The sequence below is a fragment of the Heyndrickxia sp. FSL W8-0423 genome, from assembly GCF_038009395.1.
Taxonomy (GTDB): Bacteria; Bacillota; Bacilli; order Bacillales; family Bacillaceae_C; genus Heyndrickxia; species Heyndrickxia sporothermodurans.
On record NZ_JBBPBE010000001.1, the window covers coordinates 3,313,687 to 3,335,430 of the forward strand.

The window sequence follows — 21,744 nt, forward strand, 5'->3', positions numbered from 1 at the left end:
GCAGATACTGAGACAATTTTCTCCAGAACACTCGCTGTCAAAGAAACATTCGTTTCCATTACCAACAGCATCTTTCGGCTCTCACGAGTTCGGTTGTATCAAACCGCAAATTTAAATTCACTTAATTATTTAGGATGATGCCTGAATTAAAGATCATCCTTTTTTGACTTAGAATCTCCTTTATTTCAAAATCGTGTAGATTTTGAAAAATAGGAAACGTTTCGTGACAACGTTTTCGATTGGCTTTCGTTCCAGATGCGTTTGAGTTCATTAACAAAAATGCCGAATATAAATCTCTTTGAATTTTCGTGTTTTCATCTATCTGATGCCAACGTTGTGACAAAGCCTTTTTAATATAGTCATCTCGTACATGACAATACTGACTGGCCTTAAATTTATGCGTATTAACTTTAATAAATGAACCTCCAAGACGATTTACCTTTCCTTCTAATATAGAAACAAACATTGCCGGTGCTCGATGTCCTAGTGATTTTCCAAACCTCTTTTTACGTTTATATTTACCAGTCTTTACAGAAACTTCAGTTTCCTTTTTTCGCTTTTGCAGTGCTTTAAAATTCATTGTTTCAATATAGAAAGTGTCGCCTAATTCTAACAGTCTGTTCGCTAATGTTCGATGAGATAATGTTCGAATAACCGCTTGTTTCCGATGAAACTCTTTTAGTTTCGCGCGAAGCTTTTTATAACGCGTTGAAAACACCCAGTATTTCTTACCCTTTTTAATGGTCCCATCAACATGAAAGTTTTGTGGATTTGTGGTACGCTTTGAACGATCCATCTTTCTTTGGGTTAGCGTAATTTCACGGGATATCTCTTTTACTTGCTCGGCTAAATTTACCAATGAAACTTTTGTTAAAGCTGAAACAGCGACGGTGGAGATACCAATATCTAAACCTACTTTTCCTTTACCAAGTTTTCTGTTTTTTGACGGTGGATAACCAGCAATGACTAGATCAGCAAATAAACGCACTTTTCCCCGAATTTCTTTCTTGACGATACGAACATATTTGACACGATAAAAATCCTGAACGGTTTTTGTTTCCCCTTTAGAGGTTACTTTAAAAGAAAACTCTGTTTTCTTTTCTAAATGACGAATGATTTCTAAAGCATATTGGTCTTTCTTTTTCAAGATTAATGGAGATTGTAAATCTTTATATACAATATTTCCATCGATGTATCTCCACCCTGTTTTGTTGGTTTTGCCTTCAAAACTATCCATTTCATCTTTTCGAATGAAACGAACCTTTTTAGCTTTCCCGAACAATTTTCTACTAAAAGTATTCCAGGCTCTTGTCGCTATTTTTTGAGCAACAGCTGCATTCACTCTATTACCGAAGTGTTCACGAATCGGCTTCACCCATACATGAGAAGAATATTCCGTTAGGTGGTATTTTTCTCTTAATGTTTTTAAGTCATCTTTAATTTGTTTTTTATCTTTTATCAACGCTTTATTTTGTTCATCTTTCTCTAATTTTTTCGAAACAGCTTTCAATTGACGAATAAGTTTTTTATAACGTTTTTCCCGTTTCATTTGTTTTTCTAATTTCAAATACTGGCTCAATATCGTATTGTACATTGCTCTACAAATTTCTAATTCATCAAAAGCTACGGAAAATAAAAGAGGGTTTTTCTTTAACTCTAACGATAATACGAAACTCGGTGAAGATATTTTTGCCATTCGTGAACACCTACAATTCGAACATATGTTTCTATAATTATATTATTTTGAATATAAAAGAACAAGGGACATGCCCAAGTTTTTACGATATTTTTCAGATACTTGAAGTACTACAAACATTCTGTTTTCGTGGCACTCCGTATCTGACCTCTCTCTCATCCCACCCCTAAAGGAGTGGGCTTTCTCGTTCGGAAAATTCTGTAAAAAAATATATTAGATGGGATTTTCCCCATCTAATTGATTAGGCTGACTTTTCAATGTTTTCCGGAGGAGTCTTTTTATTATCAATTTGGGCAATCGCTCTCCAAATGGAGATGATTGAATAGCCAAGCAATAATAATCCCGGTAGAATGAGCAATAATGCACTTCCATTTTTTGATTGTGAAAAATTAATGAAATAGCCTACGTATGGTAAAGTAAATCCGGAATATTTAGCTAATACATTTTGCGAAAGGACCGGTTCCATATCTGCTGTTTTATTATTATCGCCTTTTGTTCTATATATAACTTCATTGCCATTTTTATTTACTTCAATAATTCGATGTGTCACAATTGTTTTTTCATCCGCTTTAAAGGTAATCACATCACCTTTTTTAAAATGGGTTTTATCTTCAGCTGGCTTTACTGCGATAATTGATCCTGTTTTAATCCCTGGTTCCATCGACCCAGATAAAACCGTTTTTAATTGATATCCTAAAAATTGTGGTTCACCGCCCGACGCTTTCGATGAAATCACAACGAATAGCATAAAAACTAATACGAGAAATAAAATTGTTGTGATAATAGAACTAATCCATTTTTTTATTCTTTTTGCCTTCATTTCTGATCACCATCCGTTTTTGTATTTGCGTCTCCATCATCTTTTGGTTCAGTAGCAGTTGTTTTTTCTTTTCCATCGGACGAAGGATCTTTTGGTTCTTGTTTTTGGTTAGTATTATCATTTGAGTTTTTAGGATTTTGTTTTTCATTTGTATTACCGTTTGAGTCTTTTGGATCTTGTTTTTCGTTAGTATTTTTACTTGACTCATCACTGTTTTCTTTTTTATCAGTTGTGTCTTTTTTATCTTCGCTATTTGATTGTTGTTTTTCCGGTGTATTCGTTTCGTTTTTCTTATCGTCTTTTGCAGTTTCATCTTTATCTGTCGTTGTAGTTTTCGTTTTATTACAGTCAATTGTAATTGTTTCACTCCATAACTCACCTTTACCCGGATGTCCCGGTCTTTGGAGCGCTTTAAACTTATAGTTACCAGGTTCCTTTGCATCAAATGTAAGATTCATTGATTTGTTGGTTGCTAGCTTTGGTATAGTTCCTTCTCCAATTTTCGATCCATCTTTTGGATTTCCCTTTTTAGCGTAATAGATTTCAAACTTGGATGTATCTTTCATATCATTTCCAGTATTCTTGATCGCTGCAGAAATAGTTGTTTTCACACAGCTTTTAATTGTTTGAGCTTTTTCACCAAGAAATTTCAGCGAACTCTTATCCCATTTCCCATCATCTACTTCCCAGGTTCCTGCAGTTATCGTACCTTTTATATCATCTGTATCGTTGAAATAGGCTCCAGTGTTAGAGGTTAGGTATGAACCGGTGAATAGTGCTATGTACCAAATCGCAACTAATTTCACAAGCAATTGTAACTTTTTTGTTTTCTTTCCGAATCTATGGACTCTTAATCTTCTAATTTTATATCCCTCCCTACATCCTGTTTCCTGCCAAAAACCAATGCTTATGAGGATTTTATTCCTTATAAAAAATCTTAAAGTTCTCGTTTATTTAATGATTTTTTATAAGGAATAATTTTAATATCTATTAAGAAGGTGGGAAGATCCCACCTTCAATGTAAATTTATTATTTGGATTGACCTGCTGTTTGTTTAGCATTGAATTTCCATGTAAGTTTAAGTTGATCACCTTGAAATTCGTTTTGATCTTTACCGTTATCTACAAACTTATATCTAACCGAGAATTTGTCTGATGTACCAGCTTTAAGCCCACTTGGCTCTCCACCTAAAACCCAACCAAGAAGATCTCTTTCTACAACGTCATCTTTATCGTTTTTCAATTTGTCTAATGTTGTTTTATATACTACCTCAGTCTTTTTATCCTTATTTACTAAGAATGAGACTTCAATATATTTACCAAAATCCTCCGCATTATCTCCTTTTGCATCAATTACTTCGTAATCTGTTTCTAATAAAACCTTTGAAATATCTAATGATCCATTATTTTGAAGAGTAAATTCCCGATCCATCCAATCTCCTGGCTTAATATTTTTTACATCAATAATAGTTGTTGGATTTGCAACTAAATCAAGTGTTCCAGCTGCAAAGTTAGCACTTGCTTCCGCTGTATCACTGAAATACGCATATGTACCTCCCCCGATTAGTGCTAATCCTAGTGCCGCTGATGCTACGCCCATACCTAGTTTCTTTTTAAGACTCATTTTGTTTCCTCCTCTTTCTCCCTAGAAATTTTTTTATTTTGAACCCTTATGATGATCATAAGAAGTTGCAAACAGTATTTGTTCTTCATAGTTGTTCTTTATTGTTCGTTTTAACGAATATTTATTTTGAGTATAGGACATTTAGATTAGTTTGAAAAATCGTAAAAAGGTCCGTATTTTCTTTAAAAAGAACAGATAATGTTCTTTATCGCGTTTTATCTCTTATTTCCTTACTTTTTTATAATTTTTTAATGAAATTATTTTTTATAAAGTACAAACAAAAAGGCGCAAAAGCTTAGCTTTTGCACCTGTTTGTTTTATCTTGCTTCACCATCTTTTTGCTTCGCTTCAAAATTCCATTTCAGTTTCAATGAATCACCTTGGAATTTATTTTGATCCTCCCCATTATCTAGAAACTTAAATTGAACAGTAAATTTGATTTGTTTTTTCCCTGCAGGAACATTCTTCAAAACTTCTATAGGGTTATTCTTTAACTCTGATAGAGTTTTTCTAAAAACTACATTTTCCTTTCCTTCTACTTTATAAAGATACTCAACCATAATATGATCTCCAAAGTCTTCCGTACCATTATCTTTATTTGCATCAATAACCTCATAAGATGAATTTAATAACACCTGTTTCATATCAAGAGATCCGTCATTAGATAATTGGAAATCTCTAAACATATAATCTCCCGGCTTTAAATTACTAATATCCACAATCGTTGTTTTATTTATCCCTAGATCCAATGTACCATTTGTAAAACTTCCTGTTGCCTCAGCCGTATCACTAAAATAAGCATATGTTCCTCCACCAATTAAAGATAGCCCAAGTGCAGCTGTTGCCATCCCCATGCCAAGCTTCTTTTTAATACTCATTATTAAGCCCCTCCCTTTAATATTGAGTCCTTAATTATACGCATTGATGCCGTTCTTTAAGATTCGTTTCCAATTAAGAACACTTATTGTAATTTTAGTTCGTTTTAACTATTTGGAAAAATCGTAAATTTAACCTATTTTTCTATATAAAGAACATTTTTCGTTCATTATCTAGGTTATGCTCGTTCTTTCTCACTATTTCACAACTTTATAAAGAACAAAACGTCTTTTATAATGAACGAAATAAACCATCATACTGTTTAAATTCATAATGATTTGAGGAGAGAGAGATGATTGGTGAACGAATAAAGAAATTGCGAATGGAAAAGGGATATTCCATTACACAATTAGCGGCACTTGCCGGAATTTCTAAATCTTATTTAAGCTATATCGAACGGGATTTGCGAAATAATCCTTCTCTTGAGTTCCTTGGTAAGATTGCTAAACCACTTGATACAACAATTGAATTTCTTCTTCATGAAAATATAGAGAATGAAAGCGAAATGAAGCTTATTGATGAAGAATGGCAGAAGCTGTTGAATCATGCGATTAATAACGGATTAAATAAAGAAGATTTTCAAACACTCCAAGAATTTTTCATCTTTAAACATTGGAAAGAAAAGAAAAAAACTAGGAGGATTGGCAAATGGGGATGGAATTAAAAGAAAAAAATGAATCGATTGATCAACGAGAAGAATGGCGAAAATTATTAGAGGAAGCAAGGAATTTAGGGATTACTCCGAATGAAATTCGTCACTTTCTTGAAATAACGAAAACGACTAATCAAGCCTTTTTACGAGATTTACATAAAAGCGGATGATTAAATCATTATCTTTCATTATTATTTTGTTTGGCCTTCTCTTTATCGGCATTGGTGGATATCAATTTTTCAAAACTCAACATACCCATAGTGAAAGCATTAAAAAGGCTCAGCAATTATTAAAACAAACGGATGATTTAGAAAAACATACTGATGATATGAAAAAACATAAATCACAAAAAAAAGCTGATTTTAAACCAAAGCAAAATGATGTCGTAGGGATATTGTCCATCCCGCAAATCAATGCAGAGCTGCCAATTGTAGAAGGAACGGATGAAGATGATTTAGAAAAAGGGGTCGGACATTATAAAGGAACCGCATATCCAATGGACAAGGATCAAATTGTTCTATCCGGCCATCGGGATACAGTGTTTCGAAAAATGGGAGAATTGCGCATAGGGGATATTCTGACTATTAAGCTCCCCTATGGAACATTTTCCTATAAAATCAAAGAGACAAAAATCGTTGACGTAGATGATCGCAGTGTCATTCAATCAACAGCACCTGAAGAGGTGTTGACCATAACAACCTGTTATCCTTTTTCTTACATAGGGGATGCTCCAAATCGTTACATTATTACGGCACTGCCTGTCCAACATTCATCAAAATAATAATAGGATGTAGCCACATACACCCTATTATTGTTTATATTTTTTCCAATCCATTGAGCTTTCATTTAACAATTCTTCAAATGATTTATTTTTTTCCTTTTGTCTTCGTTCCTCACGTTTTCGTTCTGCTTCTTTTAGCTTTTTAGTTTCTTCTTCATCTTTTAATTGTTGTTGCGTTTGTTTTAATTTTAAAAGAATATCTTGATTTAATGTATCTTGCAATGTCAAATGATCATCTGTTTTCTTCGTTTTCGGTTGTTTATTCTTTTTCTTAGCCATCAGAAATACTCCTTTAAAAATAATAAGAAAGAGGATTAGCATATTTTCGCTAATTCCTCCTTATTTTACTACAAATATCAATAAGCCTCTAGTTTCACATCTTCGGGTACGTGCAGCTTGGGCTCTGTAGAAGTAAGAACATCTTCCACCGAATATCCTTTTGCCACTTCTTTTAAGACAAGACCTTGATCGGTTACATCAATGACTGCTCGTTCCGTAATAATTCGGTTCACAACGCCTTTTCCTGTTAAAGGTAAGCTGCATTTTTTTAATATTTTCGCATCGCCATTTTTATTGACGTGATCCATAATGACGATAATTTTTTGGGCTCCATGGACAAGGTCCATCGCTCCGCCCATGCCTTTAATCATTTTTCCTGGAATCATCCAGTTGGCCAAATCGCCGTTTTCTGAAACTTCCATTCCACCTAGAATGGCGATATTAATATGTCCGCCACGAATCATCGCGAATGATTCCGCACTATCAAAATAGGATGATCCGGGAATGGCTGTTACCGTTTCTTTGCCAGCATTTATTAAGTCAGCATCAATATTTTCTTCTGTTGGATATGGGCCGATTCCGAGCAATCCATTTTCCGATTGCAAAACGACTTGCTTATTTTCAGATATATAGTTTGCTACTAAAGTAGGCATACCAATCCCCAGATTCACGTAGAATCCATCTTCTATTTCCTTTTCCGCTCTCTTCGCTATTTTTTCCCGTACTAGAAATTTATCTTCCGCCAATTAGGAACACTCCTTTCCCTATGTATCTATTTATTTCGAAATGGTTCTTCTTTCAATCCGTTTTTCTTGATCCCCTTGGATAATCCTTTGAACGTAAATACTTGGCGTATGGATAAAGTTTGCGTCCAGTTCACCTGTTTCATAGAGTTCCTCTACTTCAGCTATCGTTACCTTACCTGCTGCTGCGATCATCGGATTGAAGTTGCGGGCCGTTTTGTTATACACCAAATTGCCCATTTTATCGCCTTTCCACGCTCGAATTAGGCTAAAGTCAGCTGTTAGGGCCTCTTCTAATAAATATTCTTTTCCATAAAATTCTCGGGTTTCTTTTCCCTCTGCAATGGGTGTCCCTACTCCCGCAGGTGTATAAAATGCCGGAATGCCCGAACCACCGGCACGAATTTTTTCCGCTAATGTTCCTTGCGGCGTTAATTCTACTTCTAATTCTCCCGCCAATACTTGGCGTTCAAATTCTTTATTTTCTCCCACATAGGATCCAATCATTTTTTTAATTTGCTTATTTTTCAATAATGGACCTAATCCCCAGTCATCGATCCCACAGTTATTTGAAATGACCGTTAAATCTTTGACCCCTTTTTCAACTAATGCTTGAATTAAATTTTCGGGAATCCCGCAAAGTCCAAAGCCGCCAACCATTAATGTAGCTCCATCATGAATATCGGCAACTGCTTCTTGAAAGGATGTGTGAACTTGTTTCATTTTTAGCCTTACCTCCTAATCAATTTTGTCCAGCTGCGGCTCCTAGCCCCTCGAGGTCATAAGTCATCTTACTGCGTGGCTACAGAGCAAGCCACTACGTAAGATGACTTATGCTTGTCGGGGCTTAACAGTCGCCTCCGCTTTTCTTTAAACTAGTTCGACAATTGTCGCAACGCCTTGGCCCCCACCAATACATAGAGTCGCTAACCCTTTCTTTGCTTGTCTTTTTTTCATTTCATGAATTAACGTAACAAGAATTCTTGCTCCGCTTGCCCCAATTGGGTGTCCTAAAGCAATTGCCCCGCCATTTACATTTAAAATCTCTTGGTTGAAATGAAGTTCACGATCGACAGCTAGTGACTGGGCTGCAAACGCTTCATTTGCTTCAATCAAATCAATTTCCTCTAATGATACATTCGCTTTTTCAAGCGCCTTTTTCACTGCTGTAACAGGTCCTATTCCCATGATACTCGGATCGACTCCTGCATTTGCATTCGCTTTAATCGTAACGAGTGGAGTTATCCCTAGTTCTTCCGCTTTTTTTCTAGACATGACAACAACAGCTGCTGCCCCATCATTTATTCCTGATGCATTGCCCGCTGTAACTGACCCGTCCTTTTTAAAGGCTGGTCTTAAGCTCGCTAATTTTTCTACAGATGTACCTTTTTTCGGATATTCGTCCGTATCAAAAATGATCGGATCGCCTTTTCGTTGTGGAATTTCTACTGGAACGATTTCTTCTTTAAATTTTCCCTCTTCAATCGCTTTTACTGCTTTTGTCTGACTATTAGCGGAAAATTGATCTTGTTCCTCGCGACTTATTTGATATTGGTCACAAAGATTTTCAGCTGTAATGCCCATATGGTAATCGTTAAACGCACACCATAGGCCATCTTGAATCATGCTATCGACGAGCTTTTGATCTCCCATTTTGAAACCATCTCTTGCATTGTTTAAAAGATATGGAGCCCTGCTCATATTTTCCATTCCGCCGGCTACAATAATATCGGCATCGCCCGCTAAAATTGCCTGTGTTGCCAAGTGAACTGCTTTTAATCCCGATCCGCAAACTTTATTAATCGTCATCGAGGAAACGCTTTCAGGAACGCCCGCTTTAATGGCTGCCTGACGCGCTGGATTTTGTCCTAATCCTGCTTGCAAAACATTTCCCATGATAATTTCATCTACTTGTTCGCCTTTTACTCCCGCTTTTGCTAATGCCTGTTTAATAACAATTGCACCGAGTTCGGTTGCTGGTGTATTTTTTAATGTTCCATTGAAACTGCCAATCGCCGTTCTTACGGCACTTACAATGACTACCTCTTGATTTCCCATCGTTCTCCTCCCAGCTGTAGTTACTAATGTCTACCTTCATTCGTCAAAAAATGACGTTACTCACTACTTCTTCGATAAAAAGTGCGGAATTCCTCTATTTTTTTTAAATTCCCTTTTAAAAAAAGGTTCCTGATTCTTGCGAAGTAGCATTCTCTACACCTCTAGATGTATTTATTTCATAAGCATTCTCCTTTATAATAGTATGCAATGAATCTTTATTTTACGATAATCGTATGAAATAATGTAATAGTTCTTTAGACAGGAGTCGATTGGAATGCATCCATTCTTAGCGTTTTTGTTACGATTGATTATCACACTACCTACTACTGTGGCCATCTGGTTAATTAGCTTCTTTGTATATTCCCAACCCTATTGGCTGGCGTCCCTCTTTGCACTAGGCGGTGGCGCAATTGTCTATTCGGTGATCAAATGGTATACAAGCCACCATTATTTGAAAAGACACCGTTTAACTAGAAAAGAGTATGCTTATATTGTCAAAAATTTAAAAGAAGCACAAAAGAAAATACAACGGCTGCAAAAAGTGTTTTTCAGTATGCGTAATATCGGTGCGTTTAAACAAATGTTTGAAATTATTCGACTCACAAAACGAATCCAAACGATCATCAAAAAAGAACCTGGGCGCTTTTTTAAAGCTGAGAAGTTTTATTTCTATCATTTAGATTCGATTGTTGAGCTTTCTGAAAAATATACATTTTTGGCCTCACAACCAGCAAAAAATGATAAACTCTCTTTTTCCTTAAACGAAACGCGGGATACTTTAAAGGATTTAAAGAGATCCATCGAGAAAGATTTATATGAAGTACTATCAAGTGATATTGATCATCTAGAAATGGAATTAGACGTAGCTAAACACTCATTAAAAACATTAAAAAATCCACTGACAAAAGACGATGAAAGGAGAACGATCAAATGAGTGAAACAAAAGACACCTTATGGCAAGAAGATATAAGTACCGGCATGGATGACCTCCTCGCAAATCCATTTGGAGATAAGGAGCTCATCATTAATGACACACCTACACAAAATCAAACGGATAGACCGACCCGATTGATTGATGTATTACCAGAAGAAAACCGGCAAAAGGCGGTCCAATTAGCTGAACAAATTGACCCGAAAAACCATCAATCAATTATTTTATATGGGACGCAAGCACAATCCAAGCTGTTGAATTTTTCTCATTCAATGCTCGATCATGTTCAAAAGAAAGACATTGGCGAAATCGGGGATATTTTGAGTGACTTAATGAAAAAATTGCACGATGTGAATCCTGATGAACTTTCCCCTGAGAAGAAAGGTCTTTTCTCTCGAATGTTCGGAAAAATCTCCAATTCTATTCAAGAAGTCCTTTCAAAATATCAGAAAACAGGTGCCCAAATTGATCGAATAAGTGTAAAGCTCGACCATTCGAAAAAAACATTATTAGCCGACGTGCAAATGCTGGAGCAGTTATATGAAAAAAATAAAGATTATTTTCATGCGTTAAACATTTATATTGCAGCCGGTGAACTGAAGCTTGAGGAATTGCAATCTAAAACCATTCCGGAACTAAAAAACAAAGCTGCTGCAACAGGAGATCAAATGGCTGTCCAAGATGTCAATGACATGATTCAGTTCGCCGACCGTCTTGAAAAAAGACTTCATGATTTGAAATTAAGCAGACAAATAACGATTCAAAGTGCTCCACAAATTCGTTTAATTCAAAACACGAATCAAGCACTTGCAGAAAAAATTCAATCTTCCATTATGACGGCGATTCCATTGTGGAAAAACCAAATTGCTATTGCCTTAACACTAATCCGCCAGCGAAGTGCCGTTGAAGCACAAAAGCAGGTATCTAAAACAACAAATGATCTTCTGCTTAAAAATGCCGAAATGCTGAAACAAAACACATTAGAAACAGCTCGGGAAAATGAGCGTGGACTCGTTGATATTGAAACATTAAAGAAAACACAAGAAAATCTCGTTTCTACGTTAGAAGAAACACTTCGAATTCAACAAGAAGGTCGAGCAAAACGTTATCAAGCAGAACAAGAATTAATGACGATGGAAAACGAATTAAAGCAAAAGCTATTGAATTTAAAATCGTAATTCGAAAAAGCGGTAATCTTTACCGTTTTTTTTCATGAGGACTCCTACCTACTTTCTTTCATTTCACATAATTCTTGCAATTATTCACTAACTGTCACTACAATAGAAAATGGGAGGGAGAAATTTATGTTGTCATTACCAAAGGAAGTTACTATTATTGAAGTCGGTCCACGTGATGGATTACAAAATGAAAAGAATTTTGTTCCAACAGAGACAAAACTACAGTTTATCAATAAACTTGCTGGTGCAGGGATTAAGGAGATGGAATTAACTTCTTTCGTCTCTCCTAAATGGGTGCCGCAAATGCAGGATGCATCTGAAATTGTTGCTTCACCCCCTGATATCCCTACAAATATCGTCTTAGCCCCGAACCGTAAAGGAATTGATCGAGCTTTGGAGCTGGGATGCGATTCAGTCGCTGTTTTTGTAGGTGTAAGTAACAGTTTTAATAAAAAAAATATTAATAAAAGCACAAAGGAAAGTTTAGATGAATTAAAACCAATTATCACTGAATTAAAGAAAAAAAACATTTTTGTAAGGGCATGTATTTCCACAGCCTTTTATTGTCCGTTTGAAGGAAAAGTCGCAGAAAGCGATACACTTCGTTTGTGTGAAGAATTTGTTGCTGCTGGAGTTGATGAGTTAAGTGTAGCAGATACGATTGGAATGGCAGCTCCATCGGAATCTTTTTCATTGTTTTCTTCCTTAAAAGAGCGACTGCCGAATGTTCTTTTAACCGCACATTTTCATGATACGAGGAAAATGGCTCTTGCCAATATCTTTGCGGCTTTACAGGCTGGTATTGACCGTTTTGATACTTCTGCCGGCGGTCTTGGTGGCTGTCCGTTTGCACCTGGTGCCACTGGAAATGTAGCGACGGAGGATGTCGTTTTTATGCTCGAAAGAATGGGAATTAGTACAGGTATCGATTTAACTAAGCTTGTCGAAGCGATTGATACTGTATCACCTGCTCTATCCCGAAAAATTGAAAGTGGTTATTATCAGCTTTCTAAGAAATAAGTATAATTTTTCCCGTTTTGCTCATTTTAATGTTATCGGCTATTGTTTAAGGAGGATGACTACAAATGACAAAACAACGTGAAAAAGGCTATAGTCAAAAAGGGAAACCAACTGCGGATACGACAAAACAAACGATCGCTGCAGAAGAATTAAATAAAGCGATCCACCCTACTAATCGACAAAATTCAGAACAGTAATTGCTTCATGGAAGCTGACTTCATTCGTCAGTTTCTTTTTTTATATTTATGGTAAAATAATCAAAAAAAGCGATGGAGGCGTGCAAATTGAAAAAACAATTTTCCATTCTTGGCGGTGCGACGATCCTTGCAACGGCTGGGTTAGGATTTTATCTTTCAGAAAGAATTATGCATATTGCTCGAAAAGATAAACAGTTTGTTTTCGATCGAGAAGTCCAAGCAAAGCGTCTTGATCCCCATTCGTTTGAAGCTTTGCCAAAGCAAGAGGTATGGATTCCTTCTCCTTTCGGTTATAACATAAAGGCTATGTTCGTCCGCCCATACCCAAATGTGAAGAAATACATGATTTTTTGTCATGGGGTTACCGAAAATAAAACAAATTCTATCAAATATATGAACATATTTATTGAAAGAGGCTTTAATGCGATTATTTATGATCATCGAAGACATGGTGAAAGCGGTGGAAAAACGACTAGCTATGGCTATTATGAAAAGCATGATTTAAAAGCCGTAGTAGATTATCTTATTTCTGTTGAAGGAGAAAATGTCTTTTTTGGTATTCATGGGGAATCAATGGGAGCTGCAACAACTCTTTTATATGCGGGAAGCCTTGAGGATCGGGCTAATTTTTATATCGTCGACTGCCCTTTTTCCGATTTTCGTGAACTTTTGGCGTATCAAATCTCATGTGAAATTAAACTACCTGGAAAATGGCTACTTCCTCTTGCTAACCTATTTATTAAATTTCGTGACGGGTATTCTTTAAAAAACGTTTCTCCAATTAATGTTATTGAAAATATAAAGAAACCGATATTATTTGTACATAGTGAAAAAGATGATTATATATTACCAGAAATGACGAAAGCTTTATTTAAAAAGAAGAAAGGTGAAAAAATGCTCTATCTTGCTGTCAACGGTATGCACGCCCAATCCTTTAATGAGAATCGTGAAGATTATGAAAGAACAGTGGATGAATTTCTTATGAAATATGTGAAAGATCAAAATTTTTCTAAGCAAAATGCATAAAAAATTTCTCTTTCTAGTGATTTTTTTAAACATTTGTACTTGTATCTGAATACAGTATCTATAGGGAAAATAACTAGGGAGAGATCCAAATGAATATTCATGTAGTAAAAAAAGGAGAAAGTCTTCAGGCTATTTCCAAGCGATATGGAGTGAACATAACTCAAATTTCAACGGCTAACCAATTGAAAAATCCTGATACGTTAGTGATCGGTCAAGCACTTGTTATTCCTTCACCCGGTTATGAATATATTATTCAGCCTGGAGACAATCTATGGGCGATTGCACAGCGGTTTGGAACATCAGTGCAAGCAATTGCTGTAGCCAATCAACTATCCAATCCAATTGATATTTCCATTGGTCAAGTATTATTTATCCCTATCCACTATCATACTGTTCGCCCTGGTGAATCACTTTGGTCGATTGCTCAAGCATATAATGTAAATCCTTCAGATATTACTGAAGTGAACCACATAGCAAGCCCATACACTCTCTATATTGGTCAAGTACTGCGAATTCCGGAAAGGACTCGCCCATTTAAAGAGGTAAATGCGTATATAACAACGCTAGATGCAAGCGCTACTGAAAACATTCATCAACTTGGGAGATATTTTACTTACCTGGCACCATTCACCTATTCAATTAAAGAGGATGGCAGTTTGACAGAACTGAATGACACTGCTGTTATTCGCGCTGCCCGTTCTGAACATGTCTCCCCTTTATTAGTTGTAACAAATTTTGTTAATCAAAATTTTAATTCTGATTTGGCTGCGAGCCTTTTAAGAAACCAATCGGTTCAAGATCTTCTTATTCAGAATCTCCTATCTATAATGCAGGAGAAAGGATATAATGCCGTTAATTTTGACTTTGAATACATCTATCCTGAGGATCGTGAAAACTACAATTCTTTTCTCAGTCGTGTCGTGTCACAGCTCCATCCGCAAGGCTTTTTAGTTTCAACTGCATTAGCTCCGAAACTTACGTCCGAACAAAAAGGGATTCTTTATGAGGCACATGATTATGAAGCTCAAGGAAAGATTGTTGATTTCATTATACTAATGACATATGAATGGGGCTGGGCAGGGGGACGGCCATGGGCTATCGCGCCAATTAATGAAGTGAAAAAAGTTCTTGATTATGCCGTAACAGTGATCCCACGAAATAAAATTATGATGGGTGCACCGTTATATGGACGTGATTGGAAAATTCCGTGGCAGGAAGGAACTCTCGCAAAAACCGTTAGTCCCCAAAGAGCGATTCAGTTAGCCCAGAAATATGGAGCAACCATTGAATACAATACAACCTACCAATCTCCCTTCTTCCGCTATACTGATGAAAATGGTCAACAGCATGAAGTTTGGTTCGAAGATGCAAGAAGTGCCCAAGCAAAATTTGATGTCGTTAATAACTATCGTCTCAGAGGAATCAGCTATTGGGTACTGGGAACCCCCTTTCCTCAAAATTGGTTCGTCCAAGAAAATAACTTTAAAGCCCGCAAATTAATATAGTAGCAATTTCTTTCCATATACTTTGTTGCTTTTTTGTATTTTTCCTTATACCATAAATAGTAGATTGTCTAATTTTAGAAAGGATGATGATGATGTCTAAAGTACAAATTAAAGTCAATGATAATGGATCTTACCGTGTAACAGGCGATGTGGAACTAGTTGATGCGGAAGGAAATGTATTTGAAACGAAACCATCTTTTTCATTATGCCGCTGTGGCTTATCAAATAAAAAGCCATTTTGCGATGGCTCCCATAAAGGGAATTTTGAGTCCGTTGTTCGTGCAGAGTAGTTTTGGTGATTCACCAACAGATAATCCCGTACATAACTTTTTGTTATGTAAAAACCCCCTTAAGTGTTGTGACCCCGAAAAGTTAGAGTTTATATCAAGCAGCTAATTGGCTGGTATGAATGCGGTATTGAACCGGAGACATACCGGCCAATTTTTGTTTGATACGTTTGTTATTATAATAATCTATATATCTTTCAATCTTGCTCTTTAATTCTTCAAAAGAACACAATGCCTCTCCATGATACATCTCTTGTTTTAATAAACCAAAGAAGTTTTCCATTGGTGAATTATCTAAGCAGTTTCCTTTTCTAGACATACTTTGAAAAACTTTATTTTTCTTAAGTGTTTTCACCCATTTTCTATGTTGATAATGCCATCCTTGGTCAGAATGAATAGTTGTTCTGTATTTTGATTCTTTTACGATTTCTAATGCTTTTCCCAAGGGTTTCATCACAAGTTCTAAACTTGGATGCTTAGCTATTTCATGTGAAAGTATTTCACCATTAAACATGTCCATGATTGGATTTAAATATAATTTTTCTCCATTAGTACATTTAAACTCAGTGATATCTGTAGTTAACTTTTGATGGGGCACATTAGAATAAAATCTACGATTAATAAGGTTCTTCGCAACTTTTCCAACAGTACCTTTGTAAGAACTATACTTGCGTGTTTTTCTCCAGAACTTTTTTCCTTTTAGTCCTAGTTTCTTCATGATACGTTGAATCCTCTTATGATTCACTTTATAGCCCCGATTTCCCAATTCAAGATGAATACGACGGTAACCATAATTTCCGTCATTTTCTTCGAAAATGGATTGGATAAGATCTTCTAGTCCTTGATCCGGATTAACCTTTTTCATCATCTTTATATGATAGTGGTAGGAGGATTCAGGGATGCCGACTACATGTAATACATCCCTTAATTTAAATTCTTCTTTGAGTTCGAATGATAATGCTGCCTGTGCTTTTCTAGATAGCCCTCCGGATCCATCTGAAAAGCTCGCAACTTTTTTAGATATTCTACCTCCAAACGAAGAAGCTCATTTTCTCTTTCTAGTTTTTGTTCGTATGTCATTTCTTTTTCTTCCACGTGTTTGTTTTTATTACTCTTACTCGTACCTTTATCAGACATGGGTGACCGTCCTTTCGGTTTACCCAGGGCTTCAGCACCACCTTCAAGAAATTCCTTTTTCCATCTAGATATCATCGGAGGGTTAGTTATCCCAAATTGAAGGGCTGAATCAATCACTGAAGAACCTGTTCTCTTCATAAATCTTAATACATCTAGCTTAAATTGAACAGAATATGATTTCTCATGTTTCTTGCTCATTAAGCTTTCGGCACCAAAATTTTCGTAATTTTTTACCCAGTTAATAATCTGCTTATGTGACTTCACACCATGTTTACGGGCTAAGAGCTTGTATCCAAGATTTCCTTCTAGATATTCTTTAACTACCATCAGTTTAAATTTCTCACTATATTTAGCCATAAATAAACACTCCAAAAGTTAGATTTTTACTCTAACTTTTGGGGTGCAGTACAAAGTTTGATTCTTAGTCCAACTTAGGGGGGTTCGCTTCATGATCTAATCTTTTTATTTTGGAAAGGCTTCTTTTTTTGAAACTCTTATCATTTCACTAGGAAAGTATTTATGAAAATATTTTTCTACCATTACATGTATATCTTTACGATACCACTTGGATAAATCATGCTCTTCAAATACTTTTGGCATTCCTAATCTCTCTGAACGCTTTCCCATTGATCCATCACCAATACTTAAAGTATCGATCCAAACATGGTTTACGATACCCTTCAATTGTTTTGGAAAATCAGGTGTAAAAGGTAACAGCGGGGAAATCGAAGCTTGTGTAGGTATTCCGGCATCATGAATTTCCTTTAAGGCTTTTAGCCGGATTTTAATTCCCGGTGCATATGGTGCGAATATTTGCTTAATCTCTTCTCTGTCCGTTTCGATTGTCATAGATACTAAAACTTCACATTTTTCTTTCAATCTAATTATCAAATCGATATCCCTTGTGATAAGTGGGCTTCGTGTTTGAATTTGAAGAAAATCAGGAGGATTCTCAATCATTTCTGCTAAGATCGCTCTTGTAATGTTTGCCTTACGTTCTATTGGTTGATAAGGGTCCGTTGCAGAGGACATAAATATATTTACGGGTTTGTTCTTCCTCCGAAGTTTGATGATTTCATTCCGGTAATTTTCAGCTGCATTTGTTTTTATGTCCAGCCATTCTCCCCAAGGAATTTCTTTGAATCTCTGAATCGGCATTTCCCTTACATAACAGTATCTGCAAGAAAACGCACACCCACTATAGGGATTCAATGAATGTGTAAATCCGACATCTAAATAACCTTTTGCTTCTGTAAGGATTTTTTTAGAAAGTGTTTCTTTCATTTCAATCTTCACGTACTTTTCTCCTCTCTTTGGGTTTACCATAGCCACATATCCTGATTACTAAACGAAATAGTCGAGTGCATAATAAGAAAACCACTAATAGAGGTCAATAAGGATGGTTATTAGCCCACCCTTTAATAATTAATGTAACAACTTATATTTCGTCTTCGATCATCTGAACATCCACAATATTTTCAAGAAAAATTGTATGCACCTCATCAAATCTATCAATAATATCCAGTTTTCCCTCTAATGGCTTGTAGCGTTTAATCAATCCTAGCACAAGCTCATGGTGATGATTGCGATAATGAGTGATGGTTACCGTTTTTCCACATTCTATTGCTTCGTTCATTATATCGTCCATTCGTTCAAGTTGTTGTTCATCCATGTATTTTTGCTGTTCATACGTATCTTCCTCTGCCCAATCCCGAAGCATTTTTACATGCTCAGGAAGCATAAGTGAATTCCACTTGATTCGACCGCGATCACGTATCATCTTTGTCACCTCTATTCATTGTTATGCTTTATGACCACCTACTAATGCGGCACGTTTTCTTGCTGTTCCCGCTTGTGTATAAGAAACCGCTCGAAGCAGTGAGCCTGCTCCATACTTTTGACGAATTCGATCAACGACAAATCCTAGTTCATGCTGTTTAACACGATTCGGTTCAAATAAACTAAGCTGAAGGACCCGATCATCGATAAGATTCGAAACGGCAATAGTAATCTGTCGAACATTTTTCCCCGAATAATGAAGGTGAAATAATTTTAAACATACTTGATATATCTTCATCGTCACATTTGTTGGTTCATTAATCGTGTGTGAACGGTAAAATCCTCCACCGAAATCAGAGTCACTGTACCCTATTCCTAAACTAATCGTTCGTCCAGCCTTTCCATGTACTCGGGTTCTTTGGGCTACTTCTTCACACATTTCTAAAATGACATGTTTGATTTCAGGTTCTTCTTTGTAGTCCCGTAACAAAATTTGGCTTTTTCCAAAGCTTACCTGCCCTTCCATAATAGGAGCTCCTAATTCAGATAAATCTATGCCCCAGGCATGGTAATAGAGCTGATTGCCAATAATACCAAATTCCTTTTCTAACTTCGCGAGGTCATAATGTGCAAGCTGTCCGACAGAAAAAATCCCCATCCGATTGAGCCGCTTTTCAAGTTGTCTCCCAATTCCCCACATTTCTTTTAATGGAGAAATCCCCCACAGCTTTTCAGGAACATCCTCATAGGTCCATTCGGAAATGCCCTGCTTCTTTGCATCAATATCTAGACAAAGCTTTGACATGAGTATATTTGGACCAATGCCAATTGCACACGGAAGCTGAAACTCCCGTTCAAGCTCATCTTTTATTTTTGCAGCAATCGTTTTTGCATCTCCCCAAAGAAGATCTGCCTTATCCACTTTGATAAAACTTTCATCGACACTATATACATGTATCGCTTCCTTTGGTACGTATCGGTTAAATAAACGGGTAATCTCGGTTGCAATGCGTAGATAAGTTGCCATTTTTGCTTCAACAATTTTAATACAAGGATCATCTGGAATTTCAAACAGTCGAGAGCCTGTTTTAATTCCAAAATCCTTTTTTAATTTTGGTGAAGCAGCAAGCACGACACTTCCTTGCTGTTCTTTGTTCCCAACTACCGCTAAATAGCAGCTTAATGGATCCTCCCCCTCCATTACAGCAGAACAACTCGCATAAAAGCTTTTCATATCTACACATAAAATCTGATGATGTGGTAACGTATTGTAATCAACCGTCACGCTCTTCACCCTTTTTCAATTATATAATTTTGCCTCTGAATAGGAACGTTAGTTCTTATTATATGTATTATTTTATTCGAATATACGTTCGTGTTCAATCATCATTTTTTGGAAATTAGGAAAAAAGTCCACCCTGTTCATAGTTAATATGGATTATATTTTAAACTAATTTAAAATAAGCGGAAATTCTTCGGTTATACAGTAGAATAGAGCTCGGTTTGGGGGATATAGGCGGAGATTTTCCGATTAAGCAAAGAAAAATTACCCTTTTTTACGTTTTTAGAGTCAATAGCCGGAAAACTTCCGTCTATTTCTTACGATTAGTCAAGTGTATTTCAGTTAATTCATTTATGTTTTTTGTTTAGCTGTATTTGGGAGGGGTACCCCTTCCAAATACAGCTAAATTTTTCCCATGACGAAAAAACCTCACGATATTCTTTTTTTCGAAAGGTCAGTGTGCTATAGTGAATATAAACTTTGCTACGATTTCTGAGCTGGTAGTGCGGAATCATAATCGTAAAGTATGCCGTGTGTCAGTAACTGAAACGTCACTTTCAAAAACTTATTGATACACGCCACAATCGCGACCTTATGAGGCTTTCTCTGAGGTTGCGTTTTTAATTTGTAATAATAGTCTACTAAATGATTGGGTTTTCCTTTTGCCATAATCATTGTACACATCATAAAAAATAAAATCTTCCGTAGCTTCTTATTTCCTCGTTTATTAATTCGATCTCGGTATTGTGTATTGCCAGATTGATAGCGCATAATATCGATTCCAACGTATGCGTTCAGTTGTTTCGCATTTTTAAATCGGCGAATATCACCTAGTTCGCCAATAAGTCTGCAAGCTGTTGTATCACCAATTCCCGGAAAAGAGCGTAATACGGTATATTCCTTTCTTCCTTCAGACATCACAACCATTTGTTTCACAAGCTGGTCTTTCTTTTCCATTAAATCTGCAATACGTCGGGCGTAATCGCCTACTTGATTACAGCGAATATCCGTTGGTTCAATGGCAGGATATGAATTTTTCGCAGCTTCTAATAACACGATGGCTTTTTTCTCTGCACGTTCTAGTGAAAGTCTTTTACGTGTATTGCTTTTCAAACGATTTTTAATAATTGTCTTTGAATGAGCTAATAATAGTGCTGGATGTGGATACAGTTGCACAAAATTTAGAAATAGCGCTGAACTCGGTGTAATAAGTCGTTCCAACTCTGGAAATGAAATATGTAAAATGGCATGCATACGATTGCGTAAAAGAATAAGTTCTTCTTCAATTTCGTCATAATAACGAGTAATTGCCCGCATCTGTTCATAATAATCATTCTGCACATACGTCGTTTCACGTTCCAATTTAAAGTGGGTTTTCGCTAACTCATGGGCATCGCTAATATCAGTTTTGTGTCGACGCATTGAAGCCATTTGTAGGTTCGCTTCAAGCGGGTTCATGCGATAGTATGTATGTCCGTGATCCCGTAGAAACTTTTCAACGGATTTTGAATAGACACCCGTCGCCTCAAATACGATTTCAGGGGCTTGCCCATCAATAGCTGTTATTTCCTTAATACGTAGGTGTAGCTGCTCAAAATCAATGCGTGTATGATACAATTCCCCTTCAAATTCACATTGTCCATAACCATCATAAATGGCAATGGTACTTTTCCCTTTACTTACATCAAGAGCGATAACATGTTTCATATAAATATTCTCCTTTTATAACCAATCATAGAAGTCTTCACAGTGCCTTATCGATTCCATTTTCTTATACACGATCTCTAGGACCCAACATACTAAACTGATTCAAACAAGGGTGTGAAGTTGGCCTGTTTAAGATACGGACTCTTACATGGTCCCATAGACGGATC

The 21,744-nt window shown here is 36.3% G+C and carries 25 protein-coding genes; 10 read left to right on the top strand and 15 right to left on the bottom strand.

Annotation, left to right across the window (positions count from 1 at the left end; all coding sequences use genetic code 11):
* Positions 1 to 121: 121 nt before the first annotated feature.
* The 5 genes from MKY81_RS16985 to MKY81_RS17005 form a co-directional block, all read right to left on the bottom strand.
* Entirely contained in the window at positions 122 to 1,696 is a 1,575-nt protein-coding gene (locus tag MKY81_RS16985) for a transposase (RefSeq protein WP_108071312.1), read from the bottom strand.
* A gap of 241 nt (positions 1,697 to 1,937) precedes the next feature.
* Positions 1,938 to 2,516: a signal peptidase I SipW gene (sipW, locus tag MKY81_RS16990; RefSeq protein WP_341118384.1), complete on the bottom strand. Its 579-nt coding sequence runs from the start codon at positions 2,514 to 2,516 to the stop codon at positions 1,938 to 1,940.
* Positions 2,513 to 3,445, bottom strand: coding sequence for an amyloid fiber anchoring/assembly protein TapA (gene tapA, locus MKY81_RS16995; RefSeq protein WP_341118798.1), 933 nt, complete (start codon positions 3,443 to 3,445; stop codon positions 2,513 to 2,515). Before tapA ends, sipW begins: the two co-directional genes overlap by 4 nt.
* Positions 3,446 to 3,545: 100 nt before the next feature.
* Complete coding sequence (locus tag MKY81_RS17000; protein WP_066234628.1) at positions 3,546 to 4,139, bottom strand: CalY family protein; 594 nt, start codon at positions 4,137 to 4,139, stop codon at positions 3,546 to 3,548.
* A gap of 317 nt (positions 4,140 to 4,456) precedes the next feature.
* Positions 4,457 to 5,017, bottom strand: coding sequence for a TasA family protein (locus tag MKY81_RS17005; protein ID WP_066234622.1), 561 nt, complete (start codon positions 5,015 to 5,017; stop codon positions 4,457 to 4,459).
* 290 nt (positions 5,018 to 5,307) lie between these two features.
* Between MKY81_RS17005 and MKY81_RS17010 the strand changes: the two genes are divergently transcribed.
* From MKY81_RS17010 to MKY81_RS17020, 3 genes are read left to right on the top strand one after another with little or no spacing between them, the layout of a single operon-like run.
* Positions 5,308 to 5,679, top strand: a complete 372-nt coding sequence (locus tag MKY81_RS17010; RefSeq protein ID WP_066234619.1) for a helix-turn-helix domain-containing protein — start codon at positions 5,308 to 5,310, stop codon at positions 5,677 to 5,679.
* A complete protein-coding gene (locus MKY81_RS17015; protein ID WP_084347822.1) occupies positions 5,664 to 5,837 on the top strand; it encodes an anti-repressor SinI family protein in 174 nt (57 codons plus the stop codon). Before MKY81_RS17010 ends, MKY81_RS17015 begins: the two co-directional genes overlap by 16 nt.
* Positions 5,834 to 6,448: a class D sortase gene (locus tag MKY81_RS17020; RefSeq protein WP_066234616.1), complete on the top strand. Its 615-nt coding sequence runs from the start codon at positions 5,834 to 5,836 to the stop codon at positions 6,446 to 6,448. Before MKY81_RS17015 ends, MKY81_RS17020 begins: the two co-directional genes overlap by 4 nt.
* 27 nt (positions 6,449 to 6,475) lie before the next feature.
* Here MKY81_RS17020 and MKY81_RS17025 read toward each other — a convergent pair whose 3' ends face one another.
* The 4 genes from MKY81_RS17025 to MKY81_RS17040 form a co-directional block, all read right to left on the bottom strand.
* The gene (locus tag MKY81_RS17025; RefSeq protein WP_066234698.1) at positions 6,476 to 6,727 is read right to left on the bottom strand and encodes a YqkE family protein; all 252 of its coding nucleotides are present in this window, start codon (positions 6,725 to 6,727) and stop codon (positions 6,476 to 6,478) included.
* 77 nt (positions 6,728 to 6,804) lie between these two features.
* Positions 6,805 to 7,473 carry a CoA transferase subunit B gene (locus MKY81_RS17030; RefSeq protein ID WP_108071310.1) on the bottom strand — a complete coding sequence of 223 codons (669 nt, stop codon included), beginning with the start codon at positions 7,471 to 7,473 and terminating at the stop codon, positions 6,805 to 6,807.
* 30 nt (positions 7,474 to 7,503) lie between these two features.
* A complete protein-coding gene (locus tag MKY81_RS17035; RefSeq protein ID WP_107920118.1) occupies positions 7,504 to 8,193 on the bottom strand; it encodes a CoA transferase subunit A in 690 nt (229 codons plus the stop codon).
* Between the two features lie 147 nt (positions 8,194 to 8,340).
* Positions 8,341 to 9,528: an acetyl-CoA C-acetyltransferase gene (locus MKY81_RS17040; protein WP_107920119.1), complete on the bottom strand. Its 1,188-nt coding sequence runs from the start codon at positions 9,526 to 9,528 to the stop codon at positions 8,341 to 8,343.
* A 274-nt stretch (positions 9,529 to 9,802) separates the two neighbouring features.
* Here MKY81_RS17040 and MKY81_RS17045 point away from each other — a divergent pair, with 274 nt between their 5' ends.
* From MKY81_RS17045 to MKY81_RS17075, 7 genes are all read left to right on the top strand, one after another.
* Entirely contained in the window at positions 9,803 to 10,462 is a 660-nt protein-coding gene (locus MKY81_RS17045; RefSeq protein ID WP_108071308.1) for a 5-bromo-4-chloroindolyl phosphate hydrolysis family protein, read from the top strand.
* Positions 10,459 to 11,637 carry a toxic anion resistance protein gene (locus MKY81_RS17050; RefSeq protein WP_108071307.1) on the top strand — a complete coding sequence of 393 codons (1,179 nt, stop codon included), beginning with the start codon at positions 10,459 to 10,461 and terminating at the stop codon, positions 11,635 to 11,637. Before MKY81_RS17045 ends, MKY81_RS17050 begins: the two co-directional genes overlap by 4 nt.
* A 126-nt stretch (positions 11,638 to 11,763) precedes the next feature.
* The gene (locus MKY81_RS17055) at positions 11,764 to 12,657 is read left to right on the top strand and encodes a hydroxymethylglutaryl-CoA lyase (RefSeq protein ID WP_108071306.1); all 894 of its coding nucleotides are present in this window, start codon (positions 11,764 to 11,766) and stop codon (positions 12,655 to 12,657) included.
* Positions 12,658 to 12,722: 65 nt separating this feature from the next.
* Positions 12,723 to 12,854, top strand: a complete 132-nt coding sequence (locus MKY81_RS17060) for a hypothetical protein (RefSeq protein ID WP_258223510.1) — start codon at positions 12,723 to 12,725, stop codon at positions 12,852 to 12,854.
* An 87-nt stretch (positions 12,855 to 12,941) separates the two neighbouring features.
* Positions 12,942 to 13,880, top strand: coding sequence for an alpha/beta hydrolase (locus MKY81_RS17065; protein ID WP_084347820.1), 939 nt, complete (start codon positions 12,942 to 12,944; stop codon positions 13,878 to 13,880).
* A gap of 89 nt (positions 13,881 to 13,969) precedes the next feature.
* Positions 13,970 to 15,385, top strand: coding sequence for a LysM peptidoglycan-binding domain-containing protein (locus tag MKY81_RS17070; protein ID WP_066234593.1), 1,416 nt, complete (start codon positions 13,970 to 13,972; stop codon positions 15,383 to 15,385).
* A 92-nt stretch (positions 15,386 to 15,477) separates the two neighbouring features.
* A complete protein-coding gene (locus MKY81_RS17075; RefSeq protein WP_066234591.1) occupies positions 15,478 to 15,675 on the top strand; it encodes a CDGSH iron-sulfur domain-containing protein in 198 nt (65 codons plus the stop codon).
* Between the two features lie 94 nt (positions 15,676 to 15,769).
* Here MKY81_RS17075 and MKY81_RS17080 read toward each other — a convergent pair whose 3' ends face one another.
* From MKY81_RS17080 to MKY81_RS17105, 6 genes are all read right to left on the bottom strand, one after another.
* The gene (locus MKY81_RS17080; protein ID WP_107920789.1) at positions 15,770 to 16,696 is read right to left on the bottom strand and encodes an IS3 family transposase; all 927 of its coding nucleotides are present in this window, start codon (positions 16,694 to 16,696) and stop codon (positions 15,770 to 15,772) included.
* A complete protein-coding gene (locus MKY81_RS17085; RefSeq protein ID WP_066235443.1) occupies positions 16,597 to 17,166 on the bottom strand; it encodes a helix-turn-helix domain-containing protein in 570 nt (189 codons plus the stop codon). Before MKY81_RS17085 ends, MKY81_RS17080 begins: the two co-directional genes overlap by 100 nt.
* 105 nt (positions 17,167 to 17,271) lie before the next feature.
* Entirely contained in the window at positions 17,272 to 18,105 is an 834-nt protein-coding gene (locus tag MKY81_RS17090; protein WP_181294683.1) for an SPL family radical SAM protein, read from the bottom strand.
* A gap of 142 nt (positions 18,106 to 18,247) precedes the next feature.
* Entirely contained in the window at positions 18,248 to 18,589 is a 342-nt protein-coding gene (locus MKY81_RS17095; protein WP_066234589.1) for a YolD-like family protein, read from the bottom strand.
* Between the two features lie 21 nt (positions 18,590 to 18,610).
* The gene (locus MKY81_RS17100) at positions 18,611 to 19,822 is read right to left on the bottom strand and encodes a Y-family DNA polymerase (protein WP_066234692.1); all 1,212 of its coding nucleotides are present in this window, start codon (positions 19,820 to 19,822) and stop codon (positions 18,611 to 18,613) included.
* Positions 19,823 to 20,353: 531 nt separating this feature from the next.
* Positions 20,354 to 21,577: an IS110 family transposase gene (locus tag MKY81_RS17105; protein ID WP_108072308.1), complete on the bottom strand. Its 1,224-nt coding sequence runs from the start codon at positions 21,575 to 21,577 to the stop codon at positions 20,354 to 20,356.
* Positions 21,578 to 21,744: the final 167 nt, after the last annotated feature.